This is a genomic window from Ignavibacteriales bacterium (assembly GCA_016700155.1).
Lineage (GTDB): Bacteria > Bacteroidota > Ignavibacteria > Ignavibacteriales > Ignavibacteriaceae.
In genome coordinates this window covers 1,034,777-1,050,740 of sequence record CP065001.1, presented here as the reverse complement: position 1 = coordinate 1,050,740, position 15,964 = coordinate 1,034,777, and the positions used below count along the sequence as shown (strand labels likewise).

General features: G+C 35.4%; 20 protein-coding genes. 7 read left to right on the top strand and 13 right to left on the bottom strand.

What is annotated here, in order from left to right; all coding sequences use genetic code 11:
* The first annotated feature begins 23 nt into the window (after positions 1 to 23).
* The 7 genes from IPM56_04400 (at position 24) to IPM56_04370 (ending at position 2,752) form a co-directional block, all read left to right on the top strand.
* Positions 24 to 923, top strand: a complete 900-nt coding sequence (locus IPM56_04400) for a hypothetical protein (protein ID QQS37201.1) — start codon at positions 24 to 26, stop codon at positions 921 to 923.
* Positions 913 to 1,107: a hypothetical protein gene (locus IPM56_04395; GenBank protein ID QQS37200.1), complete on the top strand. Its 195-nt coding sequence runs from the start codon at positions 913 to 915 to the stop codon at positions 1,105 to 1,107. The genes IPM56_04400 and IPM56_04395 overlap by 11 nt, the downstream gene beginning before the upstream one ends.
* Positions 1,104 to 1,274: a hypothetical protein gene (locus tag IPM56_04390; protein QQS37199.1), complete on the top strand. Its 171-nt coding sequence runs from the start codon at positions 1,104 to 1,106 to the stop codon at positions 1,272 to 1,274. Before IPM56_04395 ends, IPM56_04390 begins: the two co-directional genes overlap by 4 nt.
* A complete protein-coding gene (locus tag IPM56_04385; GenBank protein QQS37198.1) occupies positions 1,265 to 1,810 on the top strand; it encodes a host-nuclease inhibitor Gam family protein in 546 nt (181 codons plus the stop codon). The genes IPM56_04390 and IPM56_04385 overlap by 10 nt, the downstream gene beginning before the upstream one ends.
* Positions 1,761 to 2,225 carry a hypothetical protein gene (locus tag IPM56_04380; GenBank protein QQS37197.1) on the top strand — a complete coding sequence of 155 codons (465 nt, stop codon included), beginning with the start codon at positions 1,761 to 1,763 and terminating at the stop codon, positions 2,223 to 2,225. The genes IPM56_04385 and IPM56_04380 overlap by 50 nt, the downstream gene beginning before the upstream one ends.
* A 12-nt stretch (positions 2,226 to 2,237) precedes the next feature.
* Positions 2,238 to 2,411, top strand: a complete 174-nt coding sequence (locus IPM56_04375) for a hypothetical protein (protein ID QQS37196.1) — start codon at positions 2,238 to 2,240, stop codon at positions 2,409 to 2,411.
* Positions 2,412 to 2,479: 68 nt separating this feature from the next.
* Positions 2,480 to 2,752: a hypothetical protein gene (locus tag IPM56_04370; GenBank protein ID QQS37195.1), complete on the top strand. Its 273-nt coding sequence runs from the start codon at positions 2,480 to 2,482 to the stop codon at positions 2,750 to 2,752.
* A gap of 155 nt (positions 2,753 to 2,907) precedes the next feature.
* On the opposite strand, the gene IPM56_04365 is transcribed toward IPM56_04370, so the two are convergent.
* The 13 genes from IPM56_04365 to IPM56_04305 form a co-directional block, all read right to left on the bottom strand.
* Positions 2,908 to 3,132 carry a hypothetical protein gene (locus IPM56_04365; GenBank protein ID QQS38222.1) on the bottom strand — a complete coding sequence of 75 codons (225 nt, stop codon included), beginning with the start codon at positions 3,130 to 3,132 and terminating at the stop codon, positions 2,908 to 2,910.
* Positions 3,093 to 4,250: a hypothetical protein gene (locus IPM56_04360; GenBank protein QQS37194.1), complete on the bottom strand. Its 1,158-nt coding sequence runs from the start codon at positions 4,248 to 4,250 to the stop codon at positions 3,093 to 3,095. The genes IPM56_04365 and IPM56_04360 overlap by 40 nt, the downstream gene beginning before the upstream one ends.
* A 229-nt stretch (positions 4,251 to 4,479) precedes the next feature.
* Positions 4,480 to 5,136, bottom strand: a complete 657-nt coding sequence (locus tag IPM56_04355) for a hypothetical protein (GenBank protein ID QQS37193.1) — start codon at positions 5,134 to 5,136, stop codon at positions 4,480 to 4,482.
* Positions 5,137 to 5,550, bottom strand: a complete 414-nt coding sequence (locus IPM56_04350; protein QQS37192.1) for a YHS domain-containing protein — start codon at positions 5,548 to 5,550, stop codon at positions 5,137 to 5,139.
* A 30-nt stretch (positions 5,551 to 5,580) separates the two neighbouring features.
* Complete coding sequence (locus IPM56_04345; protein ID QQS37191.1) at positions 5,581 to 5,958, bottom strand: cupredoxin domain-containing protein; 378 nt, start codon at positions 5,956 to 5,958, stop codon at positions 5,581 to 5,583.
* A 12-nt stretch (positions 5,959 to 5,970) separates the two neighbouring features.
* Positions 5,971 to 8,655 (bottom strand): heavy metal translocating P-type ATPase, encoded by a 2,685-nt coding sequence (locus tag IPM56_04340; protein QQS37190.1) that lies wholly within the window; start codon positions 8,653 to 8,655, stop codon positions 5,971 to 5,973.
* 49 nt (positions 8,656 to 8,704) lie between these two features.
* Positions 8,705 to 9,184, bottom strand: a complete 480-nt coding sequence (locus IPM56_04335; GenBank protein QQS37189.1) for a hypothetical protein — start codon at positions 9,182 to 9,184, stop codon at positions 8,705 to 8,707.
* Positions 9,185 to 9,524: 340 nt separating this feature from the next.
* The gene (locus tag IPM56_04330) at positions 9,525 to 9,893 is read right to left on the bottom strand and encodes a hypothetical protein (GenBank protein ID QQS37188.1); all 369 of its coding nucleotides are present in this window, start codon (positions 9,891 to 9,893) and stop codon (positions 9,525 to 9,527) included.
* A 164-nt stretch (positions 9,894 to 10,057) separates the two neighbouring features.
* Complete coding sequence (locus IPM56_04325) at positions 10,058 to 11,287, bottom strand: MFS transporter (protein ID QQS37187.1); 1,230 nt, start codon at positions 11,285 to 11,287, stop codon at positions 10,058 to 10,060.
* An 82-nt stretch (positions 11,288 to 11,369) separates the two neighbouring features.
* On the bottom strand, positions 11,370 to 12,521 hold the full coding sequence (locus IPM56_04320) for a trypsin-like peptidase domain-containing protein (protein ID QQS37186.1): 1,152 nt from the start codon (positions 12,519 to 12,521) through the stop codon (positions 11,370 to 11,372).
* Between the two features lie 21 nt (positions 12,522 to 12,542).
* Entirely contained in the window at positions 12,543 to 14,762 is a 2,220-nt protein-coding gene (locus IPM56_04315) for a multicopper oxidase domain-containing protein (protein ID QQS37185.1), read from the bottom strand.
* 17 nt (positions 14,763 to 14,779) lie between these two features.
* Positions 14,780 to 15,268, bottom strand: a complete 489-nt coding sequence (locus IPM56_04310) for a heme-binding domain-containing protein (GenBank protein ID QQS37184.1) — start codon at positions 15,266 to 15,268, stop codon at positions 14,780 to 14,782.
* The gene (locus IPM56_04305; protein ID QQS37183.1) at positions 15,265 to 15,867 is read right to left on the bottom strand and encodes a DUF3347 domain-containing protein; all 603 of its coding nucleotides are present in this window, start codon (positions 15,865 to 15,867) and stop codon (positions 15,265 to 15,267) included. The genes IPM56_04310 and IPM56_04305 overlap by 4 nt, the downstream gene beginning before the upstream one ends.
* Positions 15,868 to 15,964 lie beyond the last annotated feature (97 nt).

The window sequence follows — 15,964 nt, the reverse complement described above, 5'->3', positions numbered from 1 at the left end:
CTAATAACTAAACGGAGTTTAATATGTGCGGAATAATGGGCTGGTATTCCTTTGGGAAAACTATACCCGATAAAGATAAAATAACGACAATGTTCTCTCTTTTAGAATCCCGCGGCAGAGATGCTTGCGGGTTTGCTTTTATTGAGGACAATAATCTCATCGTCCATAAGAAGCCAATCAAATCATCTGAACTTATTAAAGAAGCTGATTGGAAAAGTCTTGATCTTCCAAGAGTTATGATTCTTCATACAAGAATGAAGACTCAAGGCAGTGAAAAGAATAACGCTAACAATCACCCACTGTTCTCAAAGAATGGAATTGCAATAGTTCATAACGGAATCATTTATAATGACAAAGAGATAATCGGAAAGAAGCAGAGAGACGGTGAGGTTGATAGTGAGTCTATTCTTCATCTGCTTTCTGCAAAAACAAAAGGTAACAGATTAAAAAGATTATTTGATCGAATTGAAGGTTCATTTGCTGTTGCTATGATTGACAGGAATGATCCTGAGAAACTTATTCTGATTAAGAAAGATAATCCTATTGATCTGTATTACGATTCCAGGAGTGATATTCTCTACTTCTGCAGTGAAAGAGAAATAATGCAGCAGTCACTGAACATTGAATCAGTTACTCAAAGAGGATTTAATCTTGGAGAAAAGGACTTTCATTTCTACGAGATGCAGAACAATTATGCACTCATCATAAACAAGGATGGTGTTGAATCCTACCAGAAATACTATCCTGCTAAAAGCAGATGGTTTGACAGACAGTTTCATTACCCTGCTGCATCTAATTTCGATGAGTTAATGATTGAATGTCCCTGGTGTTTCTGTCAGACTACTTACCACGATGGAAAGCTCTTCAATAAATGCGAAGTATGTGGAATGGGAATAAATGAGGAGGATCTTTATGTCATATAGTCCAAAGATCAAACCGGAACTTGTTCGTGAACTTTACCTGCTTAAGCACTCAGATGAAAGAAAGACACCTATGACAAAACTAGTTAACGAAGCTGTTGAACAATATTTAGAAAGGATAAAATCAAATAATGGAAAGCAAGAAAATGATACGAATCGCAATGAAGATAACAGAATCAATAATTGAAATACTTAAAGAAGAACTTGGGAATGATGAGAAAGGAAAACGAAAAAATGCGAACAGGAAGAAATCACTGGTTAAAAGAAGTAGCTAAAATCGCAGGTAGAATTGCTATTGAGATAGTAATTGTAATCATAACTAAAAGAATTAAAGGAGTAAGATTTTGGAAATAAACTTTATGGATGAGCTTCTGAAAGAAGTAGAAGCAAAAGAACAGGAACAGACTGAGGCAAGTTATGATCTTATGCTGCTTGCAATAAAAAAATTTCAGTCTGAGATCGAGCATAACTTTCAGGAAGCTGAAAAGGAATGCAAGATGATTCGAAACTTCATTCTTTCTAAGAACTCTCAGATCCAGGAAAGAATAAAATGGCTTGAAATGAAGCTTGAAGCATACATTCGTGAACGAGGAGACAAAACAATATCACTGTGCAATGGAACATTGAAAATGCACAAAAAGCCAGATCGAGTTGAAATTGAAGACCTAGAATTGTTCTTGAAAAATGCACGTAAAGAATGGTTGACTGTTGTTCCTGAGCAAATAAAACCAAATCTCCTGGCTATCAAGAATCATATCAAAACCAGACCTACTCCAAAAGGAGTTAAAGTAATTGAGGGCGAAATTGAATTCAGCTATAAACTAAACAACGAGGAAGAAAATGCCGGAGAAAAAACTGAAACTGGAACTGGAATTAAACAAGCCAGTTAAGATCGAATTATTGCAGGATCAATGTCTTACTGGAACATCACGCTACGGGGAGTATTATCTCTACAATGTCCGTAACGGAACTGGTGAAGAGTTAACCTTCTTTCCTGATAAAGAAGTTCACGAGAAACTGAAAGATCTCCGCAGAGGAGATAAAGTGGAAATCTGTAAACGTGCTGAGCAGAGAGGAAGTAAAGTAGTTACGACTTTCGAAGTGAAGGTTCTGCCGAATAATGTTGAAAGTCCAGAGAAAGTCAACAATAAAATTCTGGATGATAATTATTTTAATCTGATGTTAACCTCCTGCAGAGATGCAGTTCGTATACAAAATGAACTCGGTGGACTTATGGATGCCAAATCGCTCGCAGTGACATTGTTTATTGCGAGAAGCAAGATCACGCCTAATGGATATAATTAAGCGGAGCCAGATATGCAGGAAGAAATATATCTGATTATTGAAGATGGAAAGATTACTGATATTATCACTAAGGCAACAGACCTAAGAGTGATCGTGGTTAATCTGGATGTCAGAAAGAAGGGTAAAGAACCTGTGATTGAACTGTTTGAGACTGAGCTAAAAAAAAGTCAGCTCTCGTTAAACTGAGAAACTTATTTAACAAGTAATGCCGGCAGTTAGTCCGGCATTTTTAATTTATTCAAACAGGAGATAAAATGAAATATCTGATTGTTTTTATACTTTTATTTTTTGTCAATTGCTCTTCGACAAAGGATATCAGATGGTCGGAAGAGGATGATTACGTAATCATTCAGATTTCTGAAATTACTGCGGAAGTAGAAACCTACTACGCTGAGATCACACTTGAATCAGGAAGGAGAATAGCTGTTGAGCTTGGATTGCCTGATAAGAATGGAACGTTTCGATTAAAGAATAACTTTGGAAGGTTCACAATTATAAAGTTGTATACAAATCTCGATCTTGAGTAAGGAGGATTTCCCTCCTTTAGCTTAAATATTGTTTCATAAAAAAATTTGATTTGAGAATCGATTGTATATGATCTTACCCCTAAAAAATAATCGACTCTTATTCCTGTAAAGCAAACATATGATTGGGCTACACCTTATTCGAGATATAAAACATTCTATTTCATTAATATCATCTTTTTTCCTACTGTATAATATCCACTAATTTCTGATTTTGCTGTGAAGATATAAAAGTAAACTCCACTTGGTAGTTCTGAACCTTCAAATACTATTTGGTACTCTCCTGGTAATATTTCTTCATTCACTAAGGTTATTATTTTATTTCCCAGTATATCATATACTTTTAAGGAAACAAAACTCTTTTCAGGAATTTGATAAGAAATGGTAGTAGCAGGGTTATAAACGGATTGGGATAATTTTGACTGAGGTAGTACTCTGCTGGTAAAGTATTATTTGATATATCGTCAATTCCCGTAGCATAATCTGTTTTGTAAATACCGTTCGCAGTACCTATATATATAAAATTATTATCTGTTGAAATATTTTTCATGGTGCGTGCATAAATTGAGGGTTGAATAACAGGTAAATTTTGTGAACCAGGAATTAATCTCCAATATATATTATCATTTTCTGAATAAAATAAACCTTCGTTGAACCATGCATAAATTATAGATGTTTTTGAGTCCTGATAACCTGAAATAAAATGTGCGTTGGGTGTATAATCACCTGCCATATTTTGCCACGATACACCACCATCATCAGAATAAATTTTATCAGAATAATTAAAAAGGTAGATACGGTTTACTATGAAAAAATCTAAAAACACTATGGACACATTTGGACTAGACAGGTTTTGCCATGTGTTTCCTCTGTCCGTACTGCGTCTAAAAAATTCTCCTGCAGAAGCTCCACTTATGTAGAGAGTATTAGGATTTATTTTATCAATAGCAAAAGTCATTACTATTCCGAATTCCTGTTCGCCGGGACAGCATTTGTATTCCCAATAATTTCCAGCATCTGTTGTTTTATAGAACAATTCAATGGTTTCCCATTCATGACCACGGGTATGAGTTATTACATAATATTCGTTTGGATCTATAGGCGAAATAATAAAATCTGTAATAGGTGCATCTCCCGGAGTCCCAACTGAATCCCAGCTTAAACCATTATTCGTTGTTCTAAAGAAATATCCTGTTTGATAATATAGTTTTAAAATGAAAATTTTTGAACTGTTATTTTTATCTATTGAAAATAAAGTGACGGTCTTATTGCCCAATGAACTATCCAGTTTTTCCCAAGTTTGACTTTGATCAATTGACTTATACAATCCTGAATTATCGTTCATTGAAAGATCGCGCGTGCCTGCCCAGATAGTATCGCCTCTTACTTCTAATCCGTAAATAATCATCGAATCCAAACCAACAAACTCCCACTCCTGTGCTTTGTTAAATGAGGTAGTAAATAACAGTAACAAGCAAAAAGAAATTATTTTTGTTTTCATTTGGTTAAATATGTTTAACTATAAATTTTGTTTTTCCAAAGGATCCTTCGGACAAAATTAGCAATTGTTTACAATTTTTCACATGGAAAATTTGTGAGAGATAAAGGGCTGTCAGTAAAACAATTTAATTTGTACTTCTTCAATAAACAAAAAATTAGAATTAGTAAACAGCAGTATGGAAATTGAATAATAAAATGTCAAGCAGATATATTACTCATTTATTACCGTCTTAACTGAGGAATATGACTTTTCTTAAATTCAAAAGGTCAATAATCTCTGTCTGTAGTTTTCTAATTGTCATATGCCCGATCATTGGTTCCTTAATAAGTTCGTTATAATCAACATTTAGTAAATCAAGTATGCATTTTATTTTTTTCTTTTTCAAAATGTATTGTTTAATAAATTTAGGCAGTTTAATGCAAGATATATCCTGGCTAGCCAGATTAAAATATATTTGTGTTGTTGCGAAATTATCTCTAAGTAACGGGAAGTATTTCCCCACAAAACAGTCTGTATCTTTAAATGCAGTTAAATACTCTTCTGGTTCTGTTCCTACTAAGCAATCTTTTATCTTCTTTAGATTTTCAAGTATTATTCTCCTTGACTTTACTATAGTTTTTTCTCCAATATTTCTGTTTCTTAAAATCGATTTGGTTTCTGTATTTAAGAGATGTTCGAGTGTAAAAATGTTCTGTTTATCAGCATAGAACTTTAACTTTAATGGTAAATCAATTGTTTTAAGATATATTTGTCTTAACTGCTGATTATTGATACTGATAGTTTTATGCTTACTGAAAAAATCTGATTTTTTTATAAGTTGAATTATTTCGTCAAATTTTTTAGTTGTAACATTAGTATTAAAAGCATCCATTTTAGTTGCCATCATTTAAAGTATCCTAAAGCTTCCATCTAAGAAATCATTTGGATTATTTGGATCAAAATATCCTTCTTCTTTGTCAGCATAAACAGAAGGATTATTATCGAAAACTTTTTTGCAGGTTACGCAGCAGAAATAATATTTCTCGTTCTTATAGATACTTATACCTTTTGCATCATTTATTTTAATTCTCTCACCACAAACAGGGTCTCTTTCCCATTCAACTTTATCAGAATCCTTCTCACCCTTTTTGTTTTGTGGAATGTTATCAATATACTTATTCATATTTTTATCGAACTCTGCCTTACAAGTATCACAGCAGAAATAATATTTCTCCCCATTGACTTCACTAACTTTACATCCTTCAGTAGTTATTAAGTACATTCCACAAACTACATCACGAATAAAATTTTCCTGATTCACCTTAACATCTCCTTTTTTTTGTAAAGGAATTTATTGCACTATCAATTTCCCTTTTACCATTCCCATCCCGCATTGAAAACCGTATTCGCCCGGTTTATCAATTGTTAATTCGACAGGAATAGTTTTAAATGGAGTTAGCGTTGCCCTTTTATTTAAATCTGAAAAAATAACCTCTTCTGTGCAGGCAGCGGTTTCTTCTCTTACAAAATTTAATTTAATAGGTTTACCGGCTTCGAATATCAGAACATCCGGTGTGTAACCGCCTTTAACTTTTATCACTGCTTCCTGTATTCCTCCTGCGGCAGCTTGAATTTTTACAGCTTCTTTTTCAGAGAACCAGAAGTACCACGCTACCCAAGTGGATAATGCAAGCCCTCCAATAATTACTAATATTTGATCGAGTACCATTTTGATATCTCCTTATTTCAATTTTGGTTTAAATCTTCTTAAACGATTCGCATTGGTTACAACAGTTACAGAACTAAATGCCATTGCAGCACCGGCAATTAGTGGTGAAAGTAATAATCCAAAGAAGGGATAAAGTAATCCGGCAGCAATTGGAATTCCGAGTCCATTGTAAAAGAATGCACCGAATAAATTTTCTTTAATGTTTTTCATTGTAGCTTTTGAAAGCTGGATAGCCAATACAACACCTTTAAGACTTCCTTTAATTAATGTTATATCAGAAGCTTCTATTGCCACATCAGTTCCGGTTCCTATAGCTAATCCAATATCTGCCTGAGCTAATGCTGGTGCATCGTTAATTCCATCACCAACCATTGCAACTTTCTTTCCTTCATTCTGAAGCTTCTGCACATTAAATGCTTTGTCTTCCGGAAGAACTTCTGCAAGAACTCTATCAATACCTACTTGTTTTCCAATTGCATTTGCTGTTCTGCTGTTGTCTCCTGTGATCATTACTACTTCCAAACCAAGTTTTTTAAGTTGAGCAATTGCCTCTTTTGAATCCGGTTTAATAATATCTGCAACAGCAATTATACCGGCAGCTTTATTATCAATCGAAACAAACATCGGTGTCTTTCCTTCATCAGCAAGCCTACGGCTTTGTTCTTCCAAGCCGTTAAGTTGTATAGAAAATTTATTCATCATCTTAAGATTCCCAAGAAGCACTTTCCTTCCATCAACATTTGCTTCAACGCCGTGACCTGGAACTGCGTTAAATTCTTTCGGATCATTAAGGGTTAGATTTTTATCCTCAGCACCTCTTACAATTGCCTCTGCCAATGGATGTTCCGAAGATCTCTCAACACTTGCACTAAGTGCTAACACTTCATCTTCCTTAAAGCCATTTGAAGTTATTACATTAGTGAGCGATGGTTTACCTTGAGTAATTGTTCCGGTTTTATCTAAAACTATTGAATCTAATTTTTGTGCAGTTTCCAAAGCTTCACCACTTCTGATTAAAATTCCGTTTTCAGCACCTTTGCCAACTCCAACCATTAAAGAAATCGGTGTTGCCAAACCAAGAGCACACGGGCAGGCAATTACAAGCACTGTAACAAAAACAATCAAAGCATAAATTATTTGAGGAACCGGACCAAATACATACCAGGTGACAAATGAAAGAATTGCCAAAATAATTACTGCAGGAACAAAATAACCCGAAACATTATCCACAATTCTTTGTATTGGCGCTTTAGAGCTTTGTGCCTGTTCAACCATCTGAATAATCTGTGCGAGTGCTGTATCTTTACCAACTTTTGTTGCCTTAAATTTGAATGAACCGGTTTTGTTTATAGATGCACCAATTACCTCATCACCAATGTGCTTTTCAACCGGAATAGATTCTCCAGTAATCATTGACTCATCAACTGTGGAAGAGCCATCTACAATCTCTCCGTCAACTGGAATCTTTTCGCCGGGTCTTACAATTATAATATCATCAAGAACAACTTCTTCAATAGGAATATCAGTCTCTTTTCCATTTCGCTGAACCCTAGCGGTCTTTGCCTGAAGCCCAATTAACTTTTTAATCGCTTCGGAACTTTTTCCTTTAGCTCGAATTTCTAGTGCCATCCCAAGAACAACCAAAGCCACAACGACAAACACAACATCAAAAAATACATCAGCTAATTGTTCGGAAGGAAAAATTTCCGGAAATAAAACAGCAACTGCAGAATAGAGCCAAGCGGCAGAAATTCCGGTTGCAATTAATGTGTGCATATTTGCTGAACGGTTTTTAAAAGCTGCCCAAGCTCCGGAATAAAACTGGGAACCAGACCAGAACATTACCGGCAGGCTCAGGAAAGCCATTCCTAACCAGATATATGTCAACAGTTCCGTTCCTTTTTGGAATTGTTCTGGTAAGCCCCATAAATCAGGATAACTGAAAAGGATAACAGGCAAGGAAAGAATTGCAGCAAAAATAAATTTCCTCATCAAAGTTTTATATTCTTTTTCGCGTGCAAGCTGGTTTTCATCAGCCGATTCTTCAACCTTTCCTTTAGTTTCTTTTTCTATAGTTTTCTTTTCTTGTTTGAACCCTTGAATGGGATAAGTTTCATAGCCGAGTTTTTCAATTACATCTTTTAAATCGTCAAGTTGTATTAAACCAGGTACGTATTTTATAATTGCCGATTCAGTTCCAAGATCAACACTTGCAGAAATAACTCCACTTTTTTGCTTCAATTCTTTTTCAATTTTAGAGACACACGATCCGCAATACATTCCTCTTATTCCTATCTTCAGAGTTGACTGTCCTGTCTGATAGCCGGCTTTTTTAATTGCCCCGATTATCGCTTCGGTACTTGTTTCACCGTTCATATATTCAACGTGTGCCATCTCTGTTGCATAATTAACACGAGCTACTCTAACACCAGGCAGTTTCTTTACTTCTCTTTCAATTGTATTTACACACGAAGTACAGTGTAAACCATTTATTGGTAAAGTAAGTTTCTCTATTCCATCACTAGTTGTTCTGTACGTTGGTTCAACTTTATTCATTTTTTCAATGTAAATGTTCGGATCGAGGGCAAATTTATTCTGGCAATTTTCAGAACAGAACTCATATCGTTTACCATCCAAATCAATATAATATTCCGAGGGTACTTTCACTTCCATTCCGCAAACCGGATCGTGTGCCATCTTATTTAACTCCTTTCTCAAGCTATTAACTACTTGCTTTTAGTTTTAATTAATGATGAGACTTATGCTCTGTTTCTTCCTTCTTCTTCATAGTATCACTTTTTTCATCTTTCATATCGTGTTTCATCATTCCATCCATCATTCCTTCACCGTGCATCATCTTCATCATCATTTTGTGTATTTCGGGATTATCCATCATCATTTTGCACATCTGCATCATTCCGGAGGAATCACTTTTGGTATGTTCCATCATCTTTTGCATCATCATTCCTCTCATGTGCTCATCGGATGCAATTTTATCCATACATTTCTGCATATCCTCATCTTGCATCATCATCTTGTGCTCTTTCTTTTCAGTGGGTTTTTCCTGGGCGTTAGCTGCCAGCGTAGCTGCAAAAAACACAGCGGTTAATACAGCAACGAATAAAAAATACCTTCTTACAAATTTTTCTTTTATTGAAAAAATCCCAAGTACAACTAAAACCAAGCTGGTTAAGATTAAACCAATGATTAAAATTTCGGTTAACATTTTCTCAACTCCTTTCGTTTTTGCTTTTTACTTTAATCGGCTGAAGCTTTCTGACTGCTGAAATTCCTTTGGAAGTCAAAACTATACTGAATAAACTCAGACCGACAATTAAAATCTCATTTAACATTTTTTGCTCCGATTTTGATTTATAGTAGATTAGACAAGAGAGATGCCATTAAAAAGTTGTGATTATAATACATAACAAAGGTTTTGATTTCTGAAAAGTTTAAGAATCTTAAAAATATTTAAATATGTTAAGGGGCAGTTCCAAGTGCATTAAAAAAGGTTGATGAATTAAATATCACCAACCCTTGTAAATTGATTAAAACTTACTTTTTTCTTATTGATGTCTCTTCCCATCAAGAAAAAAGTTCTTTACCGATCTTTTCTTGGATAATGTGAATTCATTATCTGTTGTAAGAGAAGCTGAATGCCTTTTTTGTTTCAGAAAAAAGTTTTGATTGCCATTTGCAAACACATTTTTACTATTTTCTGTCTTTTCACGGATGCGAGTATATACATTCCTGGAAAAAGGACCGACTTTTTTATAATTGGAATAATCGAATGGAATTAAAGTTTGATGGGTTCTTTCACTCAAAGATTTATTACCAATTCTTTTAGATAACGGCTGCGCTTCTATAGCAGAGCTTAACAATAATGTTATTGCTATTCCCGTTACTATAACCAACGACAAAATTCCCCGTACCATATGTTTCTCCTTAAAAAGTTTTATAATATTTTTATCTAACATCGACTTATTAAAGTCCAATATTATGAAGCCAAATGGTATGCCGGGGAAATGTTTTAATTAAATGAATAATTGAGCTTTTCTTTATCGTAAGGATTTAAAAATCTTAAAAATTTTTAAATTTGTTAATAGGAATCCGATTCGGGTTCGGAGTAATGATACTTTCCAAATAAACCGGCAGCAATTATCAGCAGCAGCAACCCGGCAGATAAAAACGGCAAATGAATATTTAATGCAAAAAGTATCCCCCCCAGAATTGCTCCGATTCCCTTGCCAAGATTATCAACAGAATTCTGAACGCCTAAAGCAGAACCTGTATTTTGAGGAAATCTTTTTGAGATTAGCGAAGAAAGCGAAGGAGTTATTGAAGAAATTCCAATTGAAAGTATCGTAACACTTAATATGATTAGAAATAAATTTTCAAATACCATAAGAGAAATAATTCCAATGGCAGTTAGTAAAAAGCCAAACGGCATCAAAACTTTCTCTCCTTTTTTATCAATTAAGTGTCCTATAAAAAAACTTTGAGCTATTCCCATTATCCCGCCGCAAAAAGAATATATTATTCCAAGCTCCAGTGTGCCGTAGTTAATTAAATATTTTGCGTGCAGTGAAAAAGTTGCTTCAAACAACATTAACGAATACTGGCTTACAAACGAAAGGATTAAAAGAAATCGTATACTCTTAACAATACTAACAATGCTAATCTTTTCATTTTGAGGAATTGAAACGATAAAACCTGAAGAATCTACGTTTGAAATTTCCGGTAATTGTTTTATTAAAAATAAATTAAAGCCCAACAGTATTGATATTGAAGTAAACGGAATAGAGAATTCATCAAAAGAAAAATTAGAAACAGAATAGACCGGTAAATTAATATTGGAAAGAAAAGATGATGCTGCTGGCCCAACAGTTGCACCAATTGCACTTGCACCTCCAATCCACGCTAACACTTTCCCTCTGTTTTCTATTGGAGACAAATCGGATACATAAGAGCTTGCAACCGGAATTACTGCTGCTGAAAATATTCCTCCAATTATTCTTGAAGAATAAAGCCAGTATAAATTGCTGCTTATTCCAAAAATAAAGATTGATAATGCAGTACCAATTAAGCCGATAGAAAACAACGGCTTTCTTCCTATAGTATCCGAAAGCTTTCCCCAAAGAGGTGCAAACAAAACCTGCATCAGCGCAAATACGCCGGTTATCATTCCAACGTGTAATGAAACAGTTTCCTGGTTCATTACTATTGATGACATTCTTTCAACAAAGAAAGGAAGCAGTGGAAGGGTTAATCCGTATCCCACATAAACCAAAAAAATTGAGAGGTAGATATAGAAAAGATTTTTATTCATTTGTTTTTTCTTTTAGGCAGCAGATTATAATTCCATTATTCCATTTCTCAGCATTCATCATTCCATCATTCCAATATTCCGTTCATTTCTCCGCCTTGCCTAAAGTTACCACCGAAGTTTTTTCATCATCATCCCTGTAATACTTTACTTTTACTTTTTCACCCGGTTTGTGTTTTAACAAAATATTAATGAAAGGATTCTTTTCGTTTATTTCTTCATCAGCAATTTGAGTGATTATATCGCCAATTCTTAGTCCGCCTTTATAAGCGGGTGAACTCTTGCTGATTTCAGAAATATAAACGCCCCATTCTACCGGCAGAGAATATCTGTAAGATAGTTGCGGATTTACTGGCAGCCAGTTTATTCCGAGGTAAGGTCTTGCTACATAACCTTGCGCTATAAGCTGCTTAGCCACAGCATCAACAGTATTGGATGCTATAGAAAAACCAAGCCCTTCAGCGATATCCCCGGAATAACCGCTGCCTCTAACAATTAAAGTATTTATACCAACAACCTGCCCGGCTAAATTTACCAGAGGTCCGCCGGAGTTGCCGCGGTTTATTGCAGCATCAGTTTGAATTAAATCTTCCATCGAAAATTGTTGTGATGTTTCGATTGCTCTGCCAAGTGCACTTACTACGCCTACAGTAACAGTATTTTGAAACTCACCGAGTGGAGAACCCATTGCAATTACAGTTTCACCGGGCTTAAGTATGTCAGAGTTGCCTAATTGAGCAAAATTATTCCAATTACCGTCAACTTTAATAACTGCAATATCGGCGAATTTATCTCCGCCGATAAATTCGGCGGGAAGAGTTTTGCCATCGCTTAATATTACTTCAAGGGAATTAAAACCTTCAACCACGTGATTGTTTGTAATTATGTATCCATCTTCAGATACGATAACACCAGATCCTGAACCCTTCTGTTGCATTCTCTGACTGTCAAAGAATCCTCTTCTTACCTCAGTCAAATTATTTATTACTGTAACAACAACCGGACTCACTTTTTCAACAGCACGAGTTACTGCAGTTTCAATATCAACTATTGGAAGTGACTCTATGTGTTGGGGAAACAGTTTTACTTTGTCATCGTTTTGAAAAGCTTGGTTTGTCGAGTCTGACGAAGTAATCCAGTAAACGGCAAAACCGCCGACCGTTGCTCCTAGCAGTGCAGCTAAGAAAATAATTAATAAGTAAGCTTTGTTTAGTTTTGTATTCGAGTTGCTTGACATAATCGCAGTTTCGTAATGGAATTAATAAGTCAGTGTTATGCCAGCACCATAACCCATATCGCTGTCATAATGTGTTGAAAAGGAAAAATATTTGGTAACAATATATCTAAAGCCAGCCATATATTCTTTGTCGGTATTTGCCATAAAATTTAGACGCAAACGGCTCGTAATGGAAATATCTTCTCTGCTAAGTTGGAAACGAAATTTACCGTCTGAATCAACTCTTCCATCGGCAATTACAAGCATTGGTAGTGTATATTGCACTCCGGCTGCAAATGCTTTTCTATCATTTTTGTTGCTTACCTGGCCGAACAAGTTCTTTTCCTGAGAAGCCTTTTTATAATGATAGTCGAATCCTATATAAGGGAATAGCCACTGCATCTTGCCAAGATAGCGTCCGAAGTTAGCTTCACCCTCATAACCTCGCGTATCCTTATAACCTAAATGCCATAATGTTTGCAACTCCCAACGGGTTCCGGCATAGTTTATTTCACCATCGCTTCCGTTGCTTTCTACTCCTGCGCGTCCCATTAGGTAAAATTCACCACCGTGATCGTTAAGGAAATTTTGAAAATCATTTTCGGGATCAAGTAAAGCAGGATTTTGTGGAGAATCTTTGTAACTGAAAATTCTGCCCATTCCTGCCATCATGTGGTAAAGAATATGACAGTGAAAGAACCAATCACCACCAGACTCGGAAGCCGCGAACTCAATTGTATCCCGCTCCATTGGCATAATGTCTATGATGTTTTTCATAGGAGCGTATTCACCTTGACTATTAAGCAATCTAAAATCATGACCGTGCAAATGCATCGGGTGACGCATCATACTATTGTTGAAAAGAATGATTCTTAGGTTTTCTCCTTTCTTAATTAGAATCTTATCGCTTTCCGAAATAGTCTTATTATCCATCGTCCACACATAGCGATTCATAGTTCCCGTCAAATCAAATTTTAATTCTCTCCAGGTTCCTTTAGGTAAAGTAGTTTTTTCAGGGGAGCGAAGCATCTCATAATTAAGAGTTACAATATGTGAATTCTCTTCACCCATTTTCATCCCTTGCATGTCTTCATTCTTGATAGTATCTTCAGCATTTTCAGGACCAGATATTTCGGGGTACATAACGGTATTCATATCCATTACCTGGTTCTGCATATTCATTCCTTCCATTTCAATGATGTTGCCGTTCATATCCATCATATCGTTCATCATTTTCATTCCTTCAAAGTATTTTAGTTTAGGTAATTTTGCCGCCGGTACTTTTTCTCCGCTGCCTAACCATAACGAAGCTGATCCGGTTCGGTCTTCCGGAGTTGCTAAAATTTCGTAACTCTTGTTATCAGGAATTGTAACAATAACATCGTAGGTCTCTGAAACAGCGATGATAAGCCGGTCAACTTCAACCGGTTCAACATCATTGCCATCAGTTGCCACTACAGTTATTTTACCGCCCGAGTATGTTAGCCAGAAATAATCAGATGCGCCGGCGTTGGCTATACGCAGCCGCACCTTGTCTCCTGCCTTAAATTGAGGCTCTTCACTTTGGTTCTTCCCGTTTATCAAAAAGTTATCATAATAAATATCGCTTACATCCATAGCTGTCATTCGTTTCCATTCATTAGTTAGCTTCGTTACGAAATGTCCACGGATTAATGCTTCACCATAACTTTGGGTAGAACCTTTTTCTATTGTAAACCAATCTGTGGCAGATTTTAAACTTCGATTAACTTCCTCAGGATTCATGTCAGTCCACTCACTTAATACCACATTTAGCGTTGGAATATCCGGTTCATCATTTCTTTTAAGTATTATAAAAGCGCCGTACATACCAATTTGTTCCTGCAGCTTAAAATGACTGTGATACCAATGCGTGCCGTGCTGAATAATAGGGAATTTATACAAATATGTTGAATGAGGTTTAATTGGTGTTTGTGTAAGATTAGCCACGCCATCGTACCTGTTAGGTAGAAAGAGACCATGCCAGTGCAGAGCTGTTTCCTCGTCTAAATTATTATATACCCAAATCTCTGCTGTGTCACCTTCAGTGAATGTTAATGTAGGCATCGGAATAGTTCCATTTACAGCAATAGCACTTGTTTTATTTTTTCCTAAAGTAACTGTAGTATCGGCAATGTATAAATCGTACCTAACGGTTCTCCTCGAAGAAGTCGGGGCAGATTGAGAATAGATATTTATAGAAACCATCGAGATAAAGATCAAAATGATATTTGTTTTTTTCATAGAAGTTGAAATAATATTTATTTGTTAAGAGAAATGCTGTCTCTTGTTTCTCGAAACCAGTTAATTAACAATTTTTTCTGTTCTGTAGTAAGCTGCGCCTGTTTATGCAGCAAGCGGTATGCAGGTAAGGGCATTGTACCGTCTTTAATTTGGTTCTCAATTCCGCGCAGCTTGCTTATTTGTCTTCGTCTGGAAAGAGAACCAAATTCGCTGAAATTAATCTGAGCTTTTCCATTCTTAATATCCTGAGCTAATAACCATCCGACCGGTTGAATATTGGAATACCATGGATAGTTTGTGTTGTTACTATGACAATCATAACAAGCATTCTTTAAAATAGAAAATTCACTATCAGGAATGTTGAACGTTTTTGAAATATCTGTTTGTAAAGTCTGCCCACTAATATTGCTGCGGTCAGGTCTAATAAATTGTATCGCAATAAATATGATTATCAAAGACAACAATATCCAATGTGCTATTTTTTTTATAACATTTTTGGAAATCATTTTATTTCTTCCTCAACAGTACCGCAGGTAAGCATCTTTTTACCATAATAGGGATTTTTTATGGTTTTTGATTCACTTAGCCAAATTGCTCCTTTCTTATCATTATACATAGAGCAGTAAATCTTATATAATGTTTGTCCGCCGCCAAATTCTTTTACCAGATCGTAGATATCTGCGCTAAGCATATCAAAATGTTCACGCTGATGCTCTATATTACCGGCATTATCGCCTATGTGTTCTGCCATTTCTTTAGCATCTTCTTCAACTTCAACATATAATTCTTTTTGCTCCGGGCTTAAGAAATTTTTATCCAGCTTTTCAAATGCGTCAATTATTTCTTTGCCGGCCGCTGCAGCATCTTTTGATTTGTCATTTACCAATGCGTCCTTTAGCTGCAGATAATACCCAACAATTTCTTTAATTGATGCCGCCGTTTTAGGATCTATATTGCGGGTAATTTCTTGCTGAGTCTTATCCATAGATTTCATATCATGATGAGTATTTTTCATATCCATATGTTTATGATCTGATGAATCCTGCGCGGCAACGGAAACAGTAAAAATTAATGCAAGTACTATTAGAGCAAAGATGTTTTTCATTTTTTTTACCTTTATAATTAGTTAATATAAGTTTAATTAATTTTTTTTCACACAAAGCATTATTCATTTTCACAAAAGTTTAAAATTTTTATTCAAA